The following is a 22,658-nucleotide window of genomic DNA, read 5'->3' on the forward strand; positions in this document are numbered from 1 at the left end:
TCACTCGTCATCCGGAGCTCGCCTCGAGTCGCCGTCCCGCGCCAAGCCCAGCCGGTAATTCCGCAAAAACTGCTCCATTTTCAGCATCCCCCCCAGCTTCGACGCGATCTTGTACACCTGATCCAGGGGCCAACTTCCCTGCTCCGCTGCCGCCTTCGCAAGAGCGAACTGTTCGCGCACCTTCGGAAGGGAATCCGCGGGCAACGCCGCCAAATGCCCGTCCAAAAGCCCGACCAACCTCTTCAACTCAACAACCACCTCCGCCGTAATCTTGACTAACTGCCGTTGCAACTCCTCCCGCTCGTCCCGCATAGCCTCATCCAACGTCGGCAACTCCTGCCCCAACTGCAGAGCAGAATCCCGATCCTGCCACTCAAACCAATCCTGCCGAGACTTAATCCCCTCCAGCGATGCCCGCACCTGCGCAGCCCACTCCGCCAACACCAGCTCGTCCCGCTCCTCCTTCTTGCGCCTCTTTGCGTCCCGATCTTTCCGCCGTTTATCCTCTTTCTGCGCCTCGGTGAGCCCCGCCCGGTGACGTCTCATGGAAAGTCTGCTAGTTTCCCGCCTTCTCTCTAGGCGCTCCTCTTTGGTCCGTTTCTCACTACCCCTCCGCCTGATCACCGGGGTCAGGTGTGCTCCGTCGGTGTAGCGCGGCGGGGCCGTGCGGTCCGGCGCTACCGCGGCACCCAACGATTCCGAGTCCGCCTCGATCGCCGGAGCCGCTTCTTCGTCTAGGAGTATTCGCGAACTCGCCTCCTCCTGCAGGTCGTCTATCCCCCCCTGCAGATCTTCAATACGACCAAGCTCCGCCTCTCGAGCCGGATCGAGCTCCGGCAACGCATTCGCCTCCTCAATCAGCTTGTCCCGCTCGCTCATGAGCGAGGCAGACACCCGAGCGTCCGGGGAGAGCTCCGCCCAGTAACGGCTGGCCGCTTTCGTCCTTCTCTGTTTGCGTCCGTCCTGAACGGTCCTGGCCCCTCCCGCCTCAGCATCCTGCTGCCCAGAGGCCACCGCACCACCCACAGTCGGCCCCTGGTGGGCGGCGGCCTGGACCGTCGACGGCCCAGCCTGCGACTCACCCGGATACCCCTCCACCGACCCCCGCTCCGAGTCCTCACCCCCTACCGGTTCGCGCTGCCCAACACCCCCAACAACCGACGGCACACCGTCAACACCACGCTCCGGCGGCCGGGAAGTAGGCCCCAAATCCGGCACGCCCCCCAAACCCGCCTCGCGCACCCTATCCGCCAGCTCTTCAGCACGTGTCCGCGCGGCCGCAACGGCCTGTGACTCGGACAGTCCAACCAGCGGGGCTTGCTGCAGCGTGAATGCAACCTGATCCACCACCAAATCAAACGCCACCCGTTCCGGAGACTCCACACCCTCCACACCCACAGACTGCGGAGCGAACAAAAACGGACTCACCAGCTCCGCAGCTTTTAACCGCAACCTCGCCACTTCGCCCTCGGCAAGCCCCGCCCATTCCACCGGCAACAAATGCAGATCGCCAGCAACATCCCTCTCATCTATACCGTCGAACCCCTCCCACGGGAGTGGATCCGCATCCTCAAAATCAGCAGACCAGTAATCTAAAACCCCACGACCACGCCACGCCTTCCCCAAGCGTTTTTCCCAACCTCGACCCCCTGTCCACGCACCCATTCCAGTCCTGCCGCAGCCGTCCTGGCCCCTCCCTCCTCGTGAGCCCGCACAACCCACTCATTCAACAGCTTCTTATCTTTCCCAACCTGCTTCTCCTTCCCGCCCTCAACACGCCACGCCTTCCCCCAAGCGTTTTTGTTAACCTCGAGCCCCTGTTCATTCACCCATCTCAGTCCTGCCACAGCCGTCTCGGCCTTTCCCTCCTTTTTAGCCCGCACAACCCACTCATTCAACAGCTTTTCATCTATCCTGGGCCGCCGAACTCGCTTCTCCTTCCCGCCGTCAGCACGCCACGCATCCAGCCAAACTTCTGCTTTAACCCCGACCTCCTGTGTACGCACCCATTCCAGTCCTTTCTCAGCCGTCTCGGCCTTTCCTTCCTTTTTAGCCCGCACAACCCACTCACCCAACTTCTCCGGAGGAATCCCGGGCCGCTGAACCCGCTTCTCCTTCCCGCCGTCAGCACGCCACGCATCCAGCCAAGCGTTTGAGTCAACCCCGACCTCCTGTGTACGCACCCATTCCATTCCTTCGTCAGCCGTCTCGGCCTTCCCCTCCTTTTTAGCCCGCACAACCCACTCACCCAACTTCTCCGGAGGAATCCCGGGCCGCCGGACCCGCTTCACCTTCCCCGCCTCAGCGTCCTGCTGCCCAGAGGGCCCCGCACCATCCGGGCCGGCGGCGGCCTTTCGCTTGCGACCCATCCACCTGATCACCGGGGTTGGGTGTGTTCCGTCGGGGTCGCGCGGCGGTGCAGTGCCGTCCGGTGCGACCGCGGCAGCCAGGTCGGGTCCGGCCGTCCGTAGTGGTTGGCCTTCGGGGTCTAGCAGGTCCCAGTGTCCGGTGCCCTGCCCGTCTTTGAACTGCGGCAGCAACGTGCCGTCCCCGGTGACCGTGACCTGGGTGGCGTGCACACGCTTGTCCGTGGTTTGAACCACATCGTCGGTTGTTGTCCACACCCATGTGCGCAGTGCTCGGGCGAGCCGCTGCGCGAACGTGGGTTGGCCCGGCTCTGGTGGTCGGTTGGCGGCGCATCCCAGCAGCGCGACTGTCAGTCCCGGGACGAAACGCGGGTGTAGTCGCACCTCGTCGGCGAAAGCTTCGGGTGTCACCTCCCGGCCATCGGGCAACACCGCCAGTCCGTCGGGTGTCACGTGCACGCCGACGGGCTGGGTGCCCGGCAGGTCGGGTGCCGACCGCTCGGCCTGTGCGATCGTCGCGGGGGAATCCTTGGGCCCGGCGAACAGCAGCGGTTGCGGTCGTGGCGTGTGGGTCGCTTCGGCCAGCGGATCGACCGGCCACGGCCAGCTTCCGTCCTGAGCAGCTGTCCTGGCCCCTCCCTCATCTATAGCTCGCCCCGGATACACCTGCCACGACCCCCACTCCGAGGACCCACCCCAAAACGGCCCGCGCTCCCCCACACCCTCAACAACCGACGGCACACCCTCAACACCACGCACCGGCGGAGGAGCAGTACGCCCCAAATCCGGCACGCCCCCCAAACCCGCCTCGCGCACCCTATCCGCCAGCTCTTCAGCACGCGTCCGCGCGGCCGCAACGGCCTGTGACTTGGACAGACCAACCAGCGAGGCTTGATGCAGCGTGAATGCAACCTGATCCACCACCAAATCAAACACCACCTTCTCCGGCGGCCTCACACCCACAAACTGCGGAGCGAACAAGTACGGACTCACCAGCTCCGTAGCAGCCAACTGCAACCTCTCGACCTCCGGCCAACCCTCCGACTCGGCAAACCCAGCCCAATCTATCGGCAACAAACTCAGATCGCCTGCAACATCCCTCTCACCAATACCGTCAAACCCCGTCCACCCGAGTGGATCCTCATCCTCAAGATCAGTAGACCAGTTATCCAAAAACGCACGACCACGCCACATCTCCCCCCAAAGATTTTTGTCAACCCCGACCCCCAGACCATTCACCCATTCCAGCCCTTGCTCAACCGTCCTGGCCCCTCCCACCTTTTCAGCCAGCACAACCAACTCATGCAACCGATTCTTATCCACCCCAGGCCGCTGAAACCGCTTCTCCTTCCCAAGCACCTCACGCCACACCTCCCCCCAAAGATTTTTGTTAACCCTGACCCCCAGCTCATTCACCCATTCCAGACCTGCCTTAGCCGTCTTGGCTTCTTTCACCACGTGAGCCAGCACAACCCATTCCTTCACCAGCTTCTCATCACTCACAGAGCCCTGACCCCGCTTCTCCTTCCCAGCCTCCTCACGCCACATATCCCCCCAAACATTCTTCCCAACCCAGAACCCCTGCCCATTCGCCCACGTCAGCCCAGCCTGAGCCGTCTTGGCCACCGCTTGAGCCTTCGTAACCCACTCCTTCAACAGCTTCTTATCTCTCGCAGACCCCTGCCCCCGCTTCGACTTCCCAAACACCTCATTCCACATTGCCCCCCAAATGTTTTTCCCAATCCGGAACCCCTGTTCGTTCGCCCACTGCAGTCCTTGCTTAGCCGTATCGGCGGCTCCCTCGTTTTTAGCCTGCAGAACCAACTTCTTCAACAGCTCCTTATCTCTCCCAGGCTGCTGAACCCGCTTCGCCTTTTTCGCATCAGCATGCGGCTGCCCAGAGGCCGCCACACCACCCGCAGCCGACCCCTGGTGGGCGGCGGCCTGGACCGTCGACGGCCCAGCCTGCGACTCACCCGGATACCCCTCCCCCGACCCCCGCTCCAAGTCCTCACCCCCTACTGGTTCGCGCTGCCCAACACCCCCAACAACCGACGGCACACCCTCAACACCACGCACCGGCGGAGGAGCAGTACGCCCCAAATCCGGCACGCCCCCCAAACCCGCCTCGCGCACCCTATCCGCCAACTCTTCAGCACGCGTCCGCGCGGCCGCAACGGCCTGTGACTCGGACAGACCAACCAGCGAGGCTTGATGCAGCCTGAATGCAACCTGATCCACCACCAAATCAAACGCCACCTTCTCCGGCGGCCTCACACCCACAAACTGCGGAGCGAACAAGTACGGACTCACCAGCTCCGTAGCAGCCAACTGCAACCTCTCGACCTCCGGCCAACCCTCCGACTCGGCAAACCCCGCCCAATCTATCGGCACCAAACTCAGATCGCCTGCAACATCCCTCTCACCAATACCGTCAAACCCCGTCCACCCGAGTGGATCCTCATCCTCAAAAGCAGTAGACCAGTTATCCAAAAACGCACGACCACGCCACATCTCCCCCCAAAGATTTTTGTCAACCCCGACCCCCAGCCCATTCACCCATTCCAGCCCTTGCTCAACCGTCCTGGCCCCTCCCACCTTTTCAGCCAGCACAACCAACTCAGAAATCTTATCTACCCTACGCCGCTGAAACCGCTCCTCCTTCCCAAGCACCTCACGCCACACCTTCCCCCAAAGATTTTTGTTAACCCTGACCCCCAGCTTATTCACCCATTCCAGACCTGCCTTAGCCGTCTTGGCCTCTCCCACCACGTGAGCCAGCACAACCCACTCCTCCACCAGCTTCTCATCGCGCACAGAGCCCTGACCCCGCTTCTCCTTCCCAGCCTCCTCACGCCACATATCCCCCCAAACGTTCTTCCCAACCCAGAACCCCTGCCCATTCGCCCACGTCAGCCCAGCCTGAGCCGTCTTGGCCACCGCTTGAGCTTTCCTAACCCACTCCTTCAACAGCTCCTCTTGCCGCCGTTTCTCCGCTTTCTGCTCCTCGGTGAACTCCGCCATGCGAAGTCTCTCGTATTCCCTTCTTTCTTGTAGCATTTCCTCTTTCTTGTCCGGGGGGAGCTCCGCCCTGCGAAGTCTCTCGTATCCCCTTCTTTCTTGTAGCATTTCCTCTTTCTTGTCCGGGGGGAGCTCCGCCCTGCGAAGTCTCTTGTATTCCCTTCTTTCTTGTAGCATTTCCTCTTTCTTGTCCGGGGGGAGCTCCGCCCAGTAACGTTTGTTCACTTCCTTCCGTCTCTGTTTGCGTTCCTCGTCCCACTTACCCACCTCCTCCGGAGGGATCCCGGTCCGCGGAACCCGCTTCTGCTTCCCGCCGTCAGCACGCCACGCATCCAGCCAAGCTTCTTTCTTAACCCCGAATTCCTTGCTATGCACCCATTCCAGTCCTTCCTCAGCCGTCTTGGCCCCTCCCTCGTTTTGAGCCCGCACCACCCACTCACCCAACTCCTCCGGAGGGATCCCGGGCCGCCGGACCCGCTTCGCCTTCCCTGCCTCAGCATCCTGCTGCCCAGAGGGCCCAGAGGCCCCCGCACCAACCGGGCCGGCGGCGGCCTTTCGCTTGCGACCCGTCCATCTGATCACCGGGGTCGGATGGGTTCCGTCGGTGTAGGGCGGCGGGGCGGTGCCGTCCGGTGTGACCGCGGCAGCCAGGTCCGGTCCGGCCGTCCGCAGTGGTTGGCCTTCGGGGTCTAGCAGGTCCCAGTGTCCGGTGCCCTGCCCGTCTTTGAACTGCGGCAGCAACGTGCCGTCCCCGGTGACCGTGACCTGGGTGGCGTGCACACGCTTGTCCGTGGTTTGAACCACATCGTCGGTTGTTGTCCACACCCGTGTGCGTAGTGCTCGGGCGAACCGCTGCGCGAACGTGGGTTGGCCCGGCTCTGGTTCTCGGTTGGCGGCGCATCCCAGCAGCGCGATGGTCAGTCCCGGGACGAAACGCGGGTGTTGTCGTACCTCGTCGGCGAAGGCTTCGGGTGTCACCTTCCGGCCATCGGGCAGCACCGCCAGTCCGTCGGGTGTCACGTGCACGCCGACGGGCTGGGTGCCCGGCAGGTCGGGTGCCGACCGCGCGGCCTGTGCGATCGTCGCGGGGGAATCCTCGGGGCCGGCGAACAGCAGGGGTTGCGGTCGTGGTGTGGGGGTCACCTCGGTGGGGGGGTCGACCGGTCGTGGTCGGCTGCCGTCGGCGCGGTGCAGCATCCATTTCGGGCCCCGGCCCCGGTTGACCCGTGCCAGCACGTCCGCGCCGGTATGGTCGCGCAGATTGGTGACCTCGGTGTTGGGGATGATGGTGTCGTCGTGCCCGAGGACCAGCAGTGGTTTGCTGCCCTCCGGGCGGGCGGCGGCGTGATACGGCGAGCGGGTCCAGGTGGTGTAGTCGGCGGTGTCGGTGGCCCCGTGGATGGCCAGAGCTACCGGCGCGCTGCGTGCGCCCCAGCGGAAGTCGGATCGTGGCGCGGTTCCCGCTTGTGCCGGGGTGCCGGTACTGGCCAGTGCTGCGACGAGATCCGCGCCGGGAAGCCGGCGGGTGCCGCCCGCGGCCGACAGCAGGTGCCAGTGCCCGGCGGTGGCGGAGCGGACCTCACCGCCGAGTACCGCTTCGGCCCGTTCGCTCCAGGTCGGCGCCCCGCCGCGAACGAAAGACAAGCTGCCGGTGACCACTCGGCCGTCGGCGGCATGCCAGACCTCGTGATCGGCCGCGATCACGTCGACACCAAGGGTGTCACGCAGCCCGGCCGCATCGGAGAGCTCCAGCGTTCCCTCAGTGCCCACCAGCACGATCGGCCGTCTGGCCCAGCCCGGGAGCCGCTCGATCCGCGCGGCCAGCTCGGGCACGGTGAGGGTGCCGCCGGAGGCGGTCAGCCCGACCACCAGGTGGCCACGGATCTTGGGCAGCAGCCCGGCTGCGTGCTCATCGCCGGTGTGGGGTGTCCAGACCGCGGGCAACGCGGCCGGGCCCAGGGCCGCGGTCGGGGCCGGTGCGGTAGCGGGTGTGGTAGCCGGTGTGGTCGGCTTGGGTGGGGGTCCGGGCAGGTTCTTCGCCGCGGCCTGTGTGGATTCCACCGCGAAGTACCCGCCGTTGGTGATGGTCACCTCGACCTCGGCCGTTTTTCCCGGCAGGGCAGCAGAAAAGACGCGACGCTTGGTCAGGTCGGTGATCGTGTAGACCGCCTCGGCAGCCCGGTAGACGTGGTAGGTGCCTTTCTTCTCGGTGGTGGCCTCCCGGGTAGTGCCGCCGGTGAATTTCTGGACGCGCGGGTCCGACCAGGTGGCCGATAGCCCGACCGAGGGATCAAGCGTGCTGGTCTCGCCGGGTAAGAGCATGTCCCCGGTGAGCTTGCCGTGTTCACCACTGGCCCCGGGTCCGCCGCTATCGACCGTGGCCTGCCCGATCACAGCCGCGCTGGTCTTGCCGCCTTCGGACTGGACGAGCTCCTGCTCGGTTTTCTGTTCCTGGGTCAGCTCGCCGGTCGCGGTGAAAGAGTCGACGTACTCGATCCCGGTGAACCGCAGGCGCACCGCGAGACCGTGCTCGTCGTCCCAGACCATCCCGGTCTCGACCATGGCGGGGAAGACCACCGGGTCGGCCAGCAGGTCCGGCATCATCGCGGTCAAGCCTTCTTCCCCGCCGAGTTGCCACAGCATCTGCGCCGGCAGGGTGGCCGGGCGGACCCAGCCGTTGCCGGCGGGCGCCCGCATCGACCCCTCCGAGGTCTGCGGGTCGGCGTCATCGGCCGGTTCGGGTGCGGGATGCGCCAGCACCGCGGCCAGCCACGGGAACAACCGCTCGCTTCCGGGCAGTGCCAGCGGGATCACGTCCACCCCCCGCAGATCCTGCGGCAGCGGCCCCAGCCGCTGCGCACCTCCGGCCGGCACCAGCCGGCCGCCGATACGCACCGGGCGGGGCAGCGGCGGCGTGGTCGTGGTCAGGCCCCCCGGGATGATGTACCGGGCCGTGCCCTCGCTGGTGAACCCCCGCTGGAGCGGGGTCCGGGTGTCCTCCCGCATCGCCGCCCACATCTCGATACCCTGCCTCGGCTTGTTCAGCAGCAGGGTGTTCAGCATCGCGTCCGGGGTCCACGTCCGGTACATCTCCACCTGGAACCACGTCGGCCAGGTGTAGGAGTAAGAGATCGCCTCGGTCCCCAGCACCCGCGACTTGAACGTATCGCTTTCGGAGTCGCGTTGGATCCGTGACGATTCGTTGTCGTAGCCCACCTGGGGGTGCGCGCCCCCCCGGCGCAGGTTCCCGCGGCCCTTACCGGCCACGAGCACACTCGCGCCGCCGCCGACGGCCCGCGACCGGGCCACGGTGCGCACCCGTTTCTCGGAATGCAAAAACGACGTGTCGGACTTGGTGTCCTTATCCGGGGTGGCCACAGCGTCCGGCGCGTACCGCGCGCGGATGACGAACTCGATCGTCTCGGTGCCGCCCCGATACGGCCGGGCCGCCAGCAACGGCACCCCGGACGTCGCTTCCTGCCCGAACCGGGCAGCCAAGGCGTTCACCGACGCCAGTGTGTCCACCGACCCCGCGATCCCGGTCGGTACCTCCAGCCAGCGACCCGACCGGAAACCGGGAGCATGCTCGGAGATCATGCTCTTGATCAGCGGAGCGACCTCGTGTGCGTTGGAGATCTCGGTAACGAGGGTCGGGCCCAGCGCGGCACCGGAGAACACGAACTCCGGCGGATACCGCACCTCGGTCACCGGTGCCGGTTTCGGCTCCACCCCCGCGGGCAACTCAAGGTGCCGGGTCCGCGGGGGCCGTCCCTGCGCTGCCGGTTCCCGGACCGGGTGGGTGCGCAGCCGCTGCGCGACGATGTCGGACAGCAGGAACTCCACACCACCACCGACCACGACCGTCTCGGTACTCCCGGCAGCCCCGGACCCCGACTCCCCGTAGCTGGTGATCTCGAACACCCCATGCGCCCGGTACAGATGCGTGGCCCCGGTCGTCCGGCCGACCCGCCGGCGTTGGGTGCCACGACCGAACGTGGCTCCTTCCTCCTCACCGAACCTGCCCCGCCCGGTCAACGACGGAGCCACATAGGCCCGGCTCGATTTACCCCCGAACAACATCCACGCCGAACCACGCAAACGCCCCTCGAAACCTCTCCCCCTCATCTCCTGACCGTCCAGCTTCAGCCCGCCCTCGGTACCCACCTCCAGATTCAGCTTTTTCGCGGCCGTCCCCACCGGATGAACATCGAACAGCCGCAACCGCACCCGGCTCCCCGCGATCACCACCCCACCCGGCGACACCAACTGGTCGAATTGCGCTTCCAGCGAATCCGGCGAGTTCTCACCAGCCGTGGTCAAGTCCTGCCGCTGCCCACCCGCACGGTCCTCCAGGATCGCTTCGACAGGCTCACCCAACACCGTGGACGGCGTCGCCACACCCTGCGGCATCACGAACTCCACCTGCACCTGGAACGGGTTACCGTCCTGGTCGTCGTAGTCGAAGTCCCTGATGACCGTACCCAGATTCCTCAGATCACCCTGCTCGGTGATGGGTGCCAACGGCTCCGGAACCAGCACCCGCGTCCAGCCATCGACCGTGGAACCACTGACCGTCGTGGCACTACTGGACGCCGAAGCACCCCCAAAACTCCCCACACTGTCCGAGTCACTGCCCGCCGTCACGGTATCCCCGGACAACGTGTCAAGCTCGATACCACCGCTATCAGCCTCATCAGACCGCCTCCCCCACCCCCCCAACAGCCCCAGTCCCCGGTACCACGACCCCGACTGCCCGGCCTGCGACCCCTGCTGCCCGGCCTGCGACGGCTCCGGCTGCCCGGCCTGCGACGGCTCCGGCTGCCCGGTCTCGGCAGGGATGGTCTTCGTCGACACGGAAATCGACCAGGTCACCCGCCGGTCGAAGGTGACCGCGGGCCCCACGAACCTCGCGCGCCGGTGGACCTTGTGACTCTGCCCGACAGTGCCGATATAGCTGTGCGAGAACTGGACCGACCCGGTGGCGAGGAAACCCAGGGTGCGCCAGAAATCCTTGCGTTTGGTGCCGACCGTGGCACCCGACTCGACACCGATCCGCTGCTTCGTGCCCGCTTTCGCCTTGCCCTCGCCACGGATCGCGTTCCTCGCGGTGACATCCACATTGGCCTTCTCCACCCGACCGGTCCCGACCAGCGCACCCAGTCGCGGCCTGACCTCGATCGTCACCAACCGGTCACCGACCCGGATCGTCTCGGTCGCCCCACGCAACTCGCCACTGAACTCCCGGAACAACCCCGGCGCACCGAAAGCCGAGGACAACAAGCTCTCCACGACCGACCGCAGGTCATGGTCCAGCGACGCCAGCTCCTCACCCACCGACTCACGCAGCAACCGCCGCACTTCCGGAAGCACCCGCTCGATCCCCGGCGCCCGATCCACCACACCACCACCGGTGCTCTTACCCGCCGCCAGCATGTCGGGCTGCCGGCGCCCACCCACCGGAATCGTGATCTCCGGACGCTTACCGTAATCAGCCAAGACCGACAAGGCGAGCTGCTCGGCCCTGTCGTTTCCCAGCCGGGCATCCCCTCCCCCGGCTTCAGCTTCGGTTACGGCTTCGGCTACGGCTACGGCTTCGGCTTCGGTTACGGTTTCGGTTTCGGCCGGCGTGCGGGTGCCCTCGGGACGCACACGATCCACCAGGTCACGGAAGTTCTGGCTCTGCCGCAGCCCCTCCGGAACCGCGGGGGGTTCGTGCGGCCCGTCGTGCTCCTCGGCGACCCGCAGAGCGGAGTGTGCCGCGGAAATCTCCTCCAGCCGCGCGAATTCCTCCACCGGCATCCACAAAAACACCTTCTCCGCCACGGTATCCGAGCCTTCCAGCGCCGGATCCGTGGAATACCGCTGCACCCGCATGTCCAGCGTCGCCTCCACCAGAACGGAATCGCCCTCGATGCTCGCGACGGTCTTCTTCCCGGAACTCGTGCCCACCACCTGCGTCAGCGTCTCACCTGATTCCGCCGCACCGGACACCGTGAACGGTGTGATCACCGTATACGCGCCGAGACCGCGTCGTTGCTCCTTCAGTTCGGTGACCAGTGCAGGCCCCACACTCGCCGAACCTTCGATACTCGCCGACTGTGCCACGCTCGTGTCAAACTTCGTGTCACCGCCGGCGATCTGCCGCAGGTTCACATCCGGCACAACACGGTCATCGACCCGCCGCACCGACCGCAGTGCCGCGGACACCTCCAACGACAACGTGTTCAGCGTCGCACCCGGCAACCGCAACGGGCTCGACCGGTAACCACCACCGGTGATCTCCCCGAACTTCACGATCGCGGCGTCTTCCGCCAACTCACGCGACACCGCATCACGGACTTCCACACCCACCTTCGGCAATGGCAACCCGGCCAGAACCCGCTGACGGATCCGCCGCACCGCCGCGGCTTGCGGCACCACGAACACCTCATGCAAGGCGGAAGCGGGCACAGGCAGCACCGGCCCACCCGGGCCCGGGTTGATGGTCGCCGGTGGCACATCCTCCCCGTAAAAACGCACCAATGCCACATCACGGATCACGTCGCTGCGGTACGTCCGCGGCGGGGCATCCCCCACCCGCACATCGATCACGAAACGACCATCGACAACGAAATGCCGCTCCGGAACCTGGATACTATGCCGCTCCGCGGGCCGGCTGTTGATCCCGCGGGAAAACTCGGTCGTCGACACCAGGTTGCGTTGCTCGTTGGTCCCCCACGACGGCCGCACCGACGGATGCAACAGCCAGCTACGAGCCACCCCTTCGGTCGCCGCACCCAGCATGTTCGGGATACCAGCGGGCAGACTGTACTGCGGGCCCCCTTCCCGCGTGATAGTCCGGCTCGCATCGGCCGAGCGAATACCCCACTCCGTGAAACCCTCACCCTTGGGCACCTGCACCGGCGTCGCCGCGGTCCGTTCGAACTTCACATGCAGCTCACGGGAATCGACCTCGACCCGGATACCTTCATCGGCAAGACGCCGCAGCGTGTCCCCGATCTTGGCCTCGGAGAACAACTCCTCGACCACCGCCCGGGCGCCCTCGCGCACACCGACCGGCAACGCCGCAAGAACCTGCTCCGGATCGATCTCGCCGGGCCTCCAGATCTTCCCGCTGCCCATCGCACCATCGCCCGTATACGACGGCAGATCGACCTGCCGGACCGTCACATCCGCGCGATCCGCCGCGATACGGGCCTGAGCCACCGCCTTGGTGGCCGTCCTGGCCGCGTCCACAGTGAAACCACGCTCGGATTCCACCCGGGCAACCGCCACAGCGATATGCTCACCCGCTTCCCGATCCGCCCTGGCCAGTCGATCAACCCGCTCCTGCACAGCGGTCAGCGCCGCTTCAGCGGTCTTCACCCGCGCTGCCGCGGCAGCGTGCTGGGCACGCAACTTCTCCCGCTCAACCCCCTGGTCCTCGTCCTCGTTTCCCAGCAACTCCACCCGCTCCCGGGCCACCCTCTCCTCCGCCCATGTCTGAACCAGGTCCTTCCATGGCGCATCAAGATCCTGCCGTGCCGCCTTGAGTTCGGCACGCACTTCGCCCTGCCGCTGCGTGGCCGCCGTCAACTCTTGCTGCGCGGCCGTCCACTTCCCGGCTTGCCGCGCAGCACGCTCGACACTCGCCGCGGCCGAGGTAGTGACATCCGTCGCCGCCTTGACCAACACGTCGGTCTCGGCGGAACCGGCCGCCGTGACAGTCGTGGCCGGCTCCTCCGGCACCGGCGCATCCACCATGCTGTAAACCTGGGTGAGCCGGTCATCAGCCGCCGTGATCGCACTGCGAGCCTGAACCACCTTCGCGGTCTGACCGGACTCCCGCAGCCACGCCAGATCCGGCTGCGGCCCCGTCCGGAACCGCGCCGTCTCCGCACGCAAATGCACCCAGCGAGGACTCAACCCGCGCCGACCCGACGGCAAGGAAACATCAGACGGGGACTGCCCCGGTGGCCAAGCCTCCGGCCGGGTCGTAACCCAGGCGCCCTCCCTAACGTTCAGACGCAAATACTCATCCACATAGGAACCAACCACCATGGAGGAAAGCCCTTTGGTATCCGGACCGAACACCACAAGGTCCCCCGTCCAGATCACCTCAACACCCGACGCCCCATCCAGCGCCGTCGCGAACTCCCCCGAGACCTCACAGGCATACAACCGGATCTTGCTCTTCCCGGACACGCTCCCTTGAATCAAACTAGCCAACCGCTGAGCATCCACACTCTCACCGCCGAGAAGCACTCCACCGTGCCCATCACCTTTCGCCACCACCGCCAACACGCCATCCTCAACCGGCAAATCACGCACTACAGCAACGAGATCCTCCCCCAAATCCGACGGCGACACCATAATCCCCGCCGGAATCTCCGCAACACCCGAACCCAACACCTGCCCAGACACAGACGAAGGAACCCGCTCCGGCGCCTCTGGCCGTTGCTCATCGAAGTCGCGATCGTTGTTATCCGCAGCGAACTCCGACTGCTGTATCGAGCTAATCTGAGAAATAATGCGCAGCGCTGGATCATCATCGACCCCGCGCACCATCGGGGCAGCAGCCTCCGCCGGGTTCGCAGCACGATCTGCCTGCCAACGCGCCTCTCCCGCTCTCACCCCCTCGATCGCGTCGTGAGGCACACCACTCACCACCACGCCAAGGTCACCAAGGTCACCGAGGTCAGCGAGGTCATCGGCCAGGTAATCGGCCATTTCCCACCGCACCACCTCAGCACCGCGCGCATCGCCCGGATGCTCACCCAACCAGTGCGCCAGCACAACCCGGAACCGCGCCGATACCCTCAACGGCCCCAAAATCCCGTTCGCATCAGCCAACAACCGGACCACAGCATCACGACCCACGATCCCGGCCCACTTATCCAACTGCTCCTCGGCCCGCTCGTATCGCTCGTCCCAGTCACGCACCGCCAACTCACGTAGTTCTTGATGCAACTGCGGGTCCTTCACCACCCGCTCACGTAGTTCTTCATGCAACTCCACGATGCTCTTGCCATTCTCCGGAGGACTCAGCATGTAGTGCGCCATCACATGCCGCAGTCCTGCATGGACCCCAAGAGCTCCCATGCTCGGCTTCACCGCATCGATCAGACCGTCTACGCCTACGTCCACCCCGCCTACGGGAACTTCTCGCCCCTCATCGCGCATCCTCTGCAACCCAGCCTCCGCGTCAGCGATCAACCCGCTCAGCCTGACCGCCGCAGAAGACTCCCCTGAGCCGTCCGCCTGATCCTCCGGCAATCCACCGGAGCCTTGCGGCTCTGACGGATCCTCCTCTCCCCTCAAGCCATGAAGCCGCGCCAGCAGCTGGTCCCTCTCGAGCTGTGCTCTCTCGCCGAAGACGCTCCCGGCGTCATCGGTCGCCGCATTTCCCGACACATCCTTGGTGGACTCCGGCTGCATGTCCCTAACCGGCCCCTGCTCCGGCCCCGCGCCCTCAATCACGCCCGATGCCTCGCCCCTCAGACGCCGCAGTCGCTCCAGGAACTGCTGCGCATCCGCTATCCGATCCTCCTGACCTGCATTCGTCAGCAGCCGATGCGCGACCGCATCCCGCAATTCATGATCATCAACCGGTATTTCCCTGAAGTGCCGGTCGACCTCATCGACCACAACATTACGATTTTGACCGGGCAGCCCGCGCAGCTTCGCTAACGTGCCGCCTGCTTCCTCGAAAACCTTCTGCAATTCCCGGTTCGCGTTCTCTCGGCGCAGCAACCGAACAGCATGGGCAGCTTCCCTTGTCCGGCTGCGGATCGCGGTGTCATCGAATGCCCCTATATCCAACCACTCCTCGATCTTGCGTTCATATTCGTTCCGCAGGTCAGTGTTTGCCTCCGCCTCCGCCAAAACCTTCCGCAGAGACCCCACCGCATCTTGCAAATCGCGGATCGCAAAAACGGCGCCGCCCCATTGCCGAGATCTGTAGAACCGCGCCCCCAAAGTGTCGCGGGTGTATTTCCCGCGACGCAGGTCCTCAAGTGCCGCATCTCGCAGCACCCCGCTGAGAGCCCCATCGTCCTGCAACCCACTCAGCGCCCCGCCAATCGTCAGGCGGCGGTTAATAATCTGAACGCGTTTAGATCGTTCAGACAACGGCCCCATCCCGACGGAAAGCAAGTTGTCGGCCGCATCCGTATCCGTATCCGGTTCCGCTCCGCCGCTCAGGTCACCAGCCAGGTAACGGACCAGTTTAAACCGCAACTCCTGCAACTGCTGATCACTCTGCGGGTCCGTCATCAACCGCTGCAACTGCTGATCATCCCGCCGTTTCTTCAGCAACTCGTGTGCCATCACATCCCGGAAGGACTTCGACTCCTTAAGAGGCCCCAAGACCTTCTCCGCCGGAGCATACAAACGGTTCACGGCATCTTGACCTTCGGCGCGGGCCAACTGCCGCAACGCCTGAGCGGCATCCTCGAATTCGCGCTGTATCGAACTAACCTTAGAAATAACGCGCAGCGCTGGATCATCATCGACCCCGCGCACCGTCGGGGCAGCAGCCTCCGCCGGATTCGCAGCACGATCTTCCTGCCAACGCGCCTCTTCCGCTTTCGCGTTCTTGAACGCGACGCGAGTTAAACCACTCACCGCCATGCCAAGGTCAGGATTCCTGGCCAGGTAAGCGGCCATTTCCACTCGGAGGTTCTGAGCACCGTGCCGGTCACCCGGATGCTCACCCAACCACTGCGCCAGCACAGTCCGGAACCGATCCGACGTCCTCAGCGGCCCCAAAATCCCGTCCGCATTATCCAACAACCGGTTTACAGCATCACGACCCACGATCCTGGACCACTTATCCAACTGCGTCGCGGCCCACTCGTATCGTTCACCCCAGTCCAACTTCTGTAGTTTTCGATCAAACTTCCTGACGTCCTCCGTCGGCTTACTCAGCTTGTGATACGCCATCACATCCGGGAGACCGTCACGGACCCCAAGAGCTCCGATGCCCGACTGCTGCTGCTTCACTTTCTCTGCATCGATCAGACCGTCTACACCTACATACACCCCGTCTACGTAAACTTGCCGCGACTCACCGCGCATCCTCTTCAGCCCAGCGTCCGCGTTAGTGATCAACGCACTCAGCTCGGCCGCCGCAGAAGACTCCCCGGACCGTCCCGCTACCTGTTTCTTCCTCCACCTACGATTGCGGTCCACGTTCACGGCACGCTGTCGCTTATCCTCCGCCTTAAACGCGTCGAACTCCTTCTGTTCAACCTCAGACAGCGACGCCTTCCCCTCCAACTGCGCAATCCTCGCACGCCGATTCTCCTTAGCTTCGATCCTTAGCTGTTTGTCACGTGCAATCTTCTGTTTCTTCCTTTCCGTCCTTTCCTTATCCGTCTCGATCCGGCCTCGCTTGCGCGTCTGCTTGGTCACCTGGGCCGGGGGGTGTCCCTCCGCATTGGGCGGTACGGCATCCGACGAAGATCCCGACGGACCGCCGCCCGCGGTGTGTTCCGCCGGACCGGCTCCGGCGTGGACGACCGGTTCGCTGCGCCGCGTACCCAGCCAGTCCGCCAGCTCACGGGAAAACTTCACCACCTGGTGATCCTGGTGATCATCGCCGAGATCGCGGTACTTGGCGGCGACCAGCGCCACCACATCCCTCAGCGGCACGACAGCATCCCCACGAGCCAACCCCGCGACGTCATGCGCGCGCCGCACAATCTGCCCCGCCGTCTCCTTTTCGTCGCTGGACAGGCCCAGCTCGTTCGCCCGGGCGATCGCGCGTTCCAGTTCCTCCTGCGTCCACTGCCCCACCGGTATCCGACTGGTATCCCGTACCGTGCCCGCCCCGGCATCGGGTGTGGTCGCCGCGGGCTGTCCCTCCCCAGCCACCGACCTCGCCTGGGCAGACCCCGTCCCGGTAGCCGGTGCCTTACCCCGGGCCACCGTCTTGTCACCGGAGGCCGGGATCGTTGCCGAGGCGTCCGCCAGACCGGCCACGCCCCCGCGCCCGCCGGCCAGCACCGCAGCACCAGGCCCGGCCAGCAGCTTGGGACGAGAACCATCCGCAGCGAACACCGTCCACCGCGGCTCGCGCCCGGCCTGTCCCGGCATCATCGCGACAACGTTGCGGCCCGTCTCCTTCGCCAGTGCCAACCCCTGGTCCCGCGTCACCACCACACCCGCGTTCCGATCGCTGTCGGACACCAGCAGCACAGGCCCGCCCGTGGAATCCGCGACACCGTCCGGCATGAAATCCGCCAACCTGCCACCAGCGACCACATTCGCGGGCACCGGCACCCGCACCGTGTCCGCCGGCAAGCCCGCCGGCAGCACCGCCGCCGGATCCCGATGCAGAGACGGCGCCGCCGGCGACCCCTCCCCCGGCAGTGTCGCCGAGTCCGGCGACACCACCGCCCCGTCTTGGCGATGCGCATCCCCACGCCCCGCAACCGAGTCCGGGGCCCCGGAATCCGAGCCGGCCCATCGATCCGATCGCGAGCCATCCGAGGAATCCGATTGCGAGGCATCGGATGGGATGAACGTGCTGTCGTCCTTGTCTGGGGAGCCAGGGATGTCCCCTGTCTGCGACCCGGACCCTGCCCCCGGCAGCGGGGTCTTCTCCCTACCGGACCCGCCACCAGCCTGAGCCACCTTCGCGGTCTGACCGGATTCCCGCAGCCACGCCAGATCCGGCTGCGGCCCCGTCCGGAACCGCGCCGTCTCCGCACGCAAATGCACCCAGCGAGAACTCAACCCGCGCCGGTCCGGCGGCAAGGAAACATCAGACGGGGACTGCCCCGGTAGCCAAGCCTCCGGCCGGGTCGTAACCCAAGTGCTGGCGTCCTCCCTAACGTTCAGACGCAAATACTCATCCAAATAGTAACCAACCACCATGGAGGAAAGCCCATTGGTATCCGGACCGAAGCACACAAGGCCCCGCGTCCAGATCACCTCAACACCCGACGCCCCATCCAGCGTCGTCGCGAACCCCTCCAAGACCTCACAGGCATACAACCGGATCTTGCTCTTCCCCCACCGCCACCTGCGAATCAAAATAGCCAACTGCGAGGCAGTCAGACTCTCACCGCCGAGAAGCACTCCACCGTGCCCATCACCTTTCGCCACCACCGCCAACACGCCATCCTCAACCGGCAAATCACGCGCTACAGCAACGAGATCCTCCCCCAAATCCGACGGCGACACCATAATCCCCGCCGGAATCTCCGCAATACCCGAACCCAACACCTGCCCAGACACAGACGAAGGAACCCGCTCCGGCGCCTCTGGCCGTTGCTCATCGAAGTCGCGATCGTTGTTATCCGCAGCGAACTCCGACTGCATGTCCTCATCGGTCTCCGCCCGCGCATCGTCAGCGGACGGCGTCGGGCGAGGGTCAACAGTCGCGGCAACAGCCCGCCCACCAGCAGACGAGCCTTCCCCACCAGACGATCCCGCAACGCGCCCCTCGGCAGCCGGAATCTCGGCCAACACCCGCGCCCGTTCGACAGCGGCATTGTCCGGCAAACCACTCAGCGCCTTGCCCACCGCCACGCGCCGGTAATACATCTGTTGCTCATTAGACCGAGCCTCGTCCGGTCCAGGGGCCGGGGCCACCGTGGCGGAAAGCAGGGCGTGGGCAGCACTCGGGTCCGCGCCGCCGCTTGTGTCACCAGCCAGGTAACGGACCAGTTTCCACCGCAACTGCTGCAACTGCTGATCGCCCTGCGGGTTCGTCATCAACTGCTGCGACTGCTGCTCATCCCGCAGGTTCTTCAGTTTCTTCAGCAACTCGTGTGCCATCGCATCCCGGAAGGACGGCGACTTCTTGAGAGACCCCAAGACCGTCTCCGCCGGAGCATACAACCGGTCCACGGCCTCTTGACCTTGTTCGTCGGCCAACTGCCGCAACGCCTGACCGGCCTCCTCGAATGCCTGCCGTATCGAGCTAACCTGAGAAATAATGCGCAGCGCTGGATCATCATCGACCCCGCGCACCATCGGGGCAGCAGCCTCCGCCGGGTTCGCAGCACGATCTGCCTGCCAACGCGCCTCTCCCGCTCTCACCTTCTCGATCGCGTCGTGAGGCACACCACTCACCACCACGCCAAGGTCACCAAGGTCACCGAGGTCAGCGAGGTCATCGGCCAGGTAATCGGCCATTTCCCACCGCACCGCCTCAGCACCGCGCGCGTCGCCCGGATGCTCACCCAACCAGTGCGCCAGCACAACCCGGAACCGCGCCGATACCCTCAACGGCCCCAAAATCCCGTTCGCATCAGCCAACAACCGGACCACAGCATCACGACCCACGATCCCGGCCCACTCACGCAACTGCTCCTCGGCCCGCTTGTATCGCTCGTCCCAGTCCCGCACCGCCAACTCACGTAGTTCTTGATGCAACTGCGGGTCCTTCACCACCCGCTCACGTAGTTCTTCATGCAACTCCACGATGCTCTTGCCATTCTCCGGAGGACTCAGCATGTAGTGCGCCATCACATGCCGGAGTCCTGCATGGACCCCAAGAGCTCCCATGCTCGGCTTCACCGCATCGATCAGACCGTCTACGGGAACTTCTCGCCCCTCATCGCGCATCCTCTGCAACCCAGCCTCCGCGTCAGCGATCAACTCGCTCAGCCTGACCGCCGCAAAAGGCTCCCCTGAGCCGTCCGTCTGATCCACCACTTGCGTCTCCGGCGGATCCTCCACTTGCGGCTCCCACGGATCCTCGTCTCCCCTCAAGCCATGAAGCCGCGCCAGCAGCTGGTCCCTCTCGAGCTGTGCTCTCTCGCCGAAGACGCTCCCGGCGTCATCGGTCGCCGCATTTCCCGACACATCCTTGGTGGACTCCGGCTGCATGTCCCTAACCGGCCCCTGCTCCGGCCCCGCGCCCTCAATCACGCCCGATGCCTCGCCCCTCAGACGCCGCAGTCGCTCCAGGAACTGCTGCGCATCCGCTATCCGATCCTCCTGACCTGCATTCGTCAGCAGCCGATGCGCGATCGCATCCCGCAATTCATGATCATCAACCGGTATTTCCCTGAAGTGCCGGTTGACCTCATCGACCACAACATTACGATTTTGACCGGGCAGCCCGCGCAGCTTCGCTAACGTGCCGCCTGCTTCCTTGAAAACATTCTGCAATTCCCGGTTCGCGTTCTCTCGGCGCAGCAACCGAACAGCATCGGCAGCCTCCGTTGCCCGGCTGCGGATCTCGGCGTCATTGAACCCCCTTATAGCCAACCACTCCGCGATCTTGGGTTCATATTCGTCCCGCCGGTCAGTGCTTGTCTCCGCCTCCGCCAAAACCTTCCGCAGAGACCCCACCGCATCTTGCAAATCGCGGATCGCAAAAACGGTGGCGCCCCAGCTCCGACCTCTGCAGAACCGTACCCCCAAACCGTCGAAGGAGTAGTCCTCGCGACGCAGGTCCTCAAGTGCCACATTTCTCAGCACCCCGTTGAGATCCCCATAGTCCCTCAACCCACTCAGCGCCTTGCCAATCATCACGCGCCGGTTATACACCCACCTTGCTGCTTTAGGTCGATCGCCGCTAAGCAATGGCCCCTTCCCGACGGAAAGCAAGTCGTCGGCCGTATCCGTATCCGGTTTCGCACCGCCGCTCAGGTCACCAGCCAGGTAACGGACCAGTTTCCACCGCAACTCCTGCAACTGCTGATCACCCCGCGGCTTCTTCAGCAACTCGCGTGCCATCACATCCCGGAAGGGCTTCACCTCCTTAAGAGGCCCCAAGACCTGGTCCGCCTGATCATACAAAAGGTCCACGGCATCTTGAGGTTCGGCGCGGGTCAACTGCCGCAACTCCTGAGCGGCATCCTCGAATTCGCGATGTATCAAACTAACCTTAGAAGTAACGCGCAGCGCTGGATCATCATCGACCCCGCGCACCGTCGGGGCAGCAGCCTCCGCCGGGTTCGCAGCACGATCTGCCTGCCAACGCGCCTCTTCCTCTTCCGCTTTCGCGTTCTCGAACTCGTCGTGAGTCAAACCACTGACCGCCACGCCAAGGTCAGGGTCGCCACCAAGGTAACCGGCCATTATCCCCCGCACCGCCTGAGCACCACGACGGTCACCCGGATGCTCACCCAACCACTGCGCCAGCACAGTCCGGAACCGCTCCGACACACTTAACGGCCCCAAGACCACGCCCGCATTAGCCAACAACCGGTCCACAGCATCACCACCCACGATCCCGGCCCAACTCTCCAACTGCGTCGCGGCCCACTCGTATCGTGCTTCCCAGTCCAACTTCTGTAGTTTTCGATCAAACTCCTTGACGTCCTCGGCATCCCTCGGCTGACTCAGCTTGTGATACGCCATCACATCCGGGAGACCGTCACGGACCCCAAGAGCTCCCATGCCCGACTGCTGCTGCTTCACTTTCTCTGCATCGATCAGACCGTCTACGCCTACATCCACCCCGCCTACGTCTCCCCCCCGCCCACCGCGCATCCTCTTCAGCCCAGCGTCCGCGTTAGTGATCAACGCACTCAGCTCGGCCGCCGCAGAAGACTCCCCGGACCGTCCCGCTACCTGAGCGGACCCACCAGCAGACAAAGGCCCTTCCGCGCCCAACTCCGCAGCCCGCAACTTACGCTGGTTCTGCCTCCACCTACGATTGGCTTCCACGTTCACGACACGCTGTCGCTTATCATCCGCCTTAAGCACAACGAGCGTCCTCTGTTCAACCTCAGACAGCGACGCCTTCCCATCCAACTCCGCAATCCTCGCACGCCGCTTCTCCCTAGCTTCGATCATTCGTTTAACCTTCCTTTTCTTCTTATCCTGAATCGTCTCGATCCCGCTCGGTCCTCGCTTGCCCGGCCGCTTGGTCACCTGGGCCGGGTGTCCCTCCACATTGCGCGCATCCGAGGAAGATCCCGGCGCACCGCCGTCCGCGGTGTGACCCTCCGGACCGGCTCCGGCGTGGATGACCGGTTCGCTGCGCCGCGTACCCAGCCAGTCCGCCAGTGCCTGGGAAAACTCCAGCACCTGGTGATCCTGGTGGTCCTTGGCGAGCTCGCGGCGCTTGGCGGCGACCAGCGCCACCACATCCTCCAGCGGCACGACAGCATCCCCACGAGCCAACCCCGCGACGTCATGCGCGAGCCACACAATCTGCCCCGCCGTCTCCTTTTCGTCGCTGGACAGGACCAGCTTCTTCGCCTCGACGATCGCGTGGACCAGTTCCTCCTGCGTCCACTGCCCCACCGGTATCCGACTGATATCCCGTACCGCGCCCGCCCCATCCGCGGGGAACACCGTTAACTGCGGCTCGCGCCCAGC

At 64.9% G+C, this 22,658-nt stretch carries 2 protein-coding genes (1 of these 2 cut by a window edge); both read right to left on the reverse strand.

What is annotated here, in order from left to right; all coding sequences use genetic code 11:
• Entirely contained in the window at positions 1-1,626 is a 1,626-nt protein-coding gene (locus FDZ84_RS35015; protein WP_168589318.1) for a hypothetical protein, read from the reverse strand.
• Positions 1,593-22,658 carry the 3' portion of a hypothetical protein gene (locus FDZ84_RS35020; protein ID WP_168589319.1) on the reverse strand. The gene runs 12,291 nt beyond the window's last position, so 21,066 of the gene's 33,357 nt are visible here — the last part of the coding sequence; its start codon lies beyond the right edge, outside the window — the gene reads right to left on this strand; it ends in the stop codon at positions 1,593-1,595. The genes FDZ84_RS35015 and FDZ84_RS35020 overlap by 34 nt, the downstream gene beginning before the upstream one ends.

The organism is Saccharopolyspora sp. ASAGF58 (assembly GCF_012277335.1).
Lineage (GTDB): Bacteria > Actinomycetota > Actinomycetes > Mycobacteriales > Pseudonocardiaceae > Saccharopolyspora > Saccharopolyspora hattusasensis.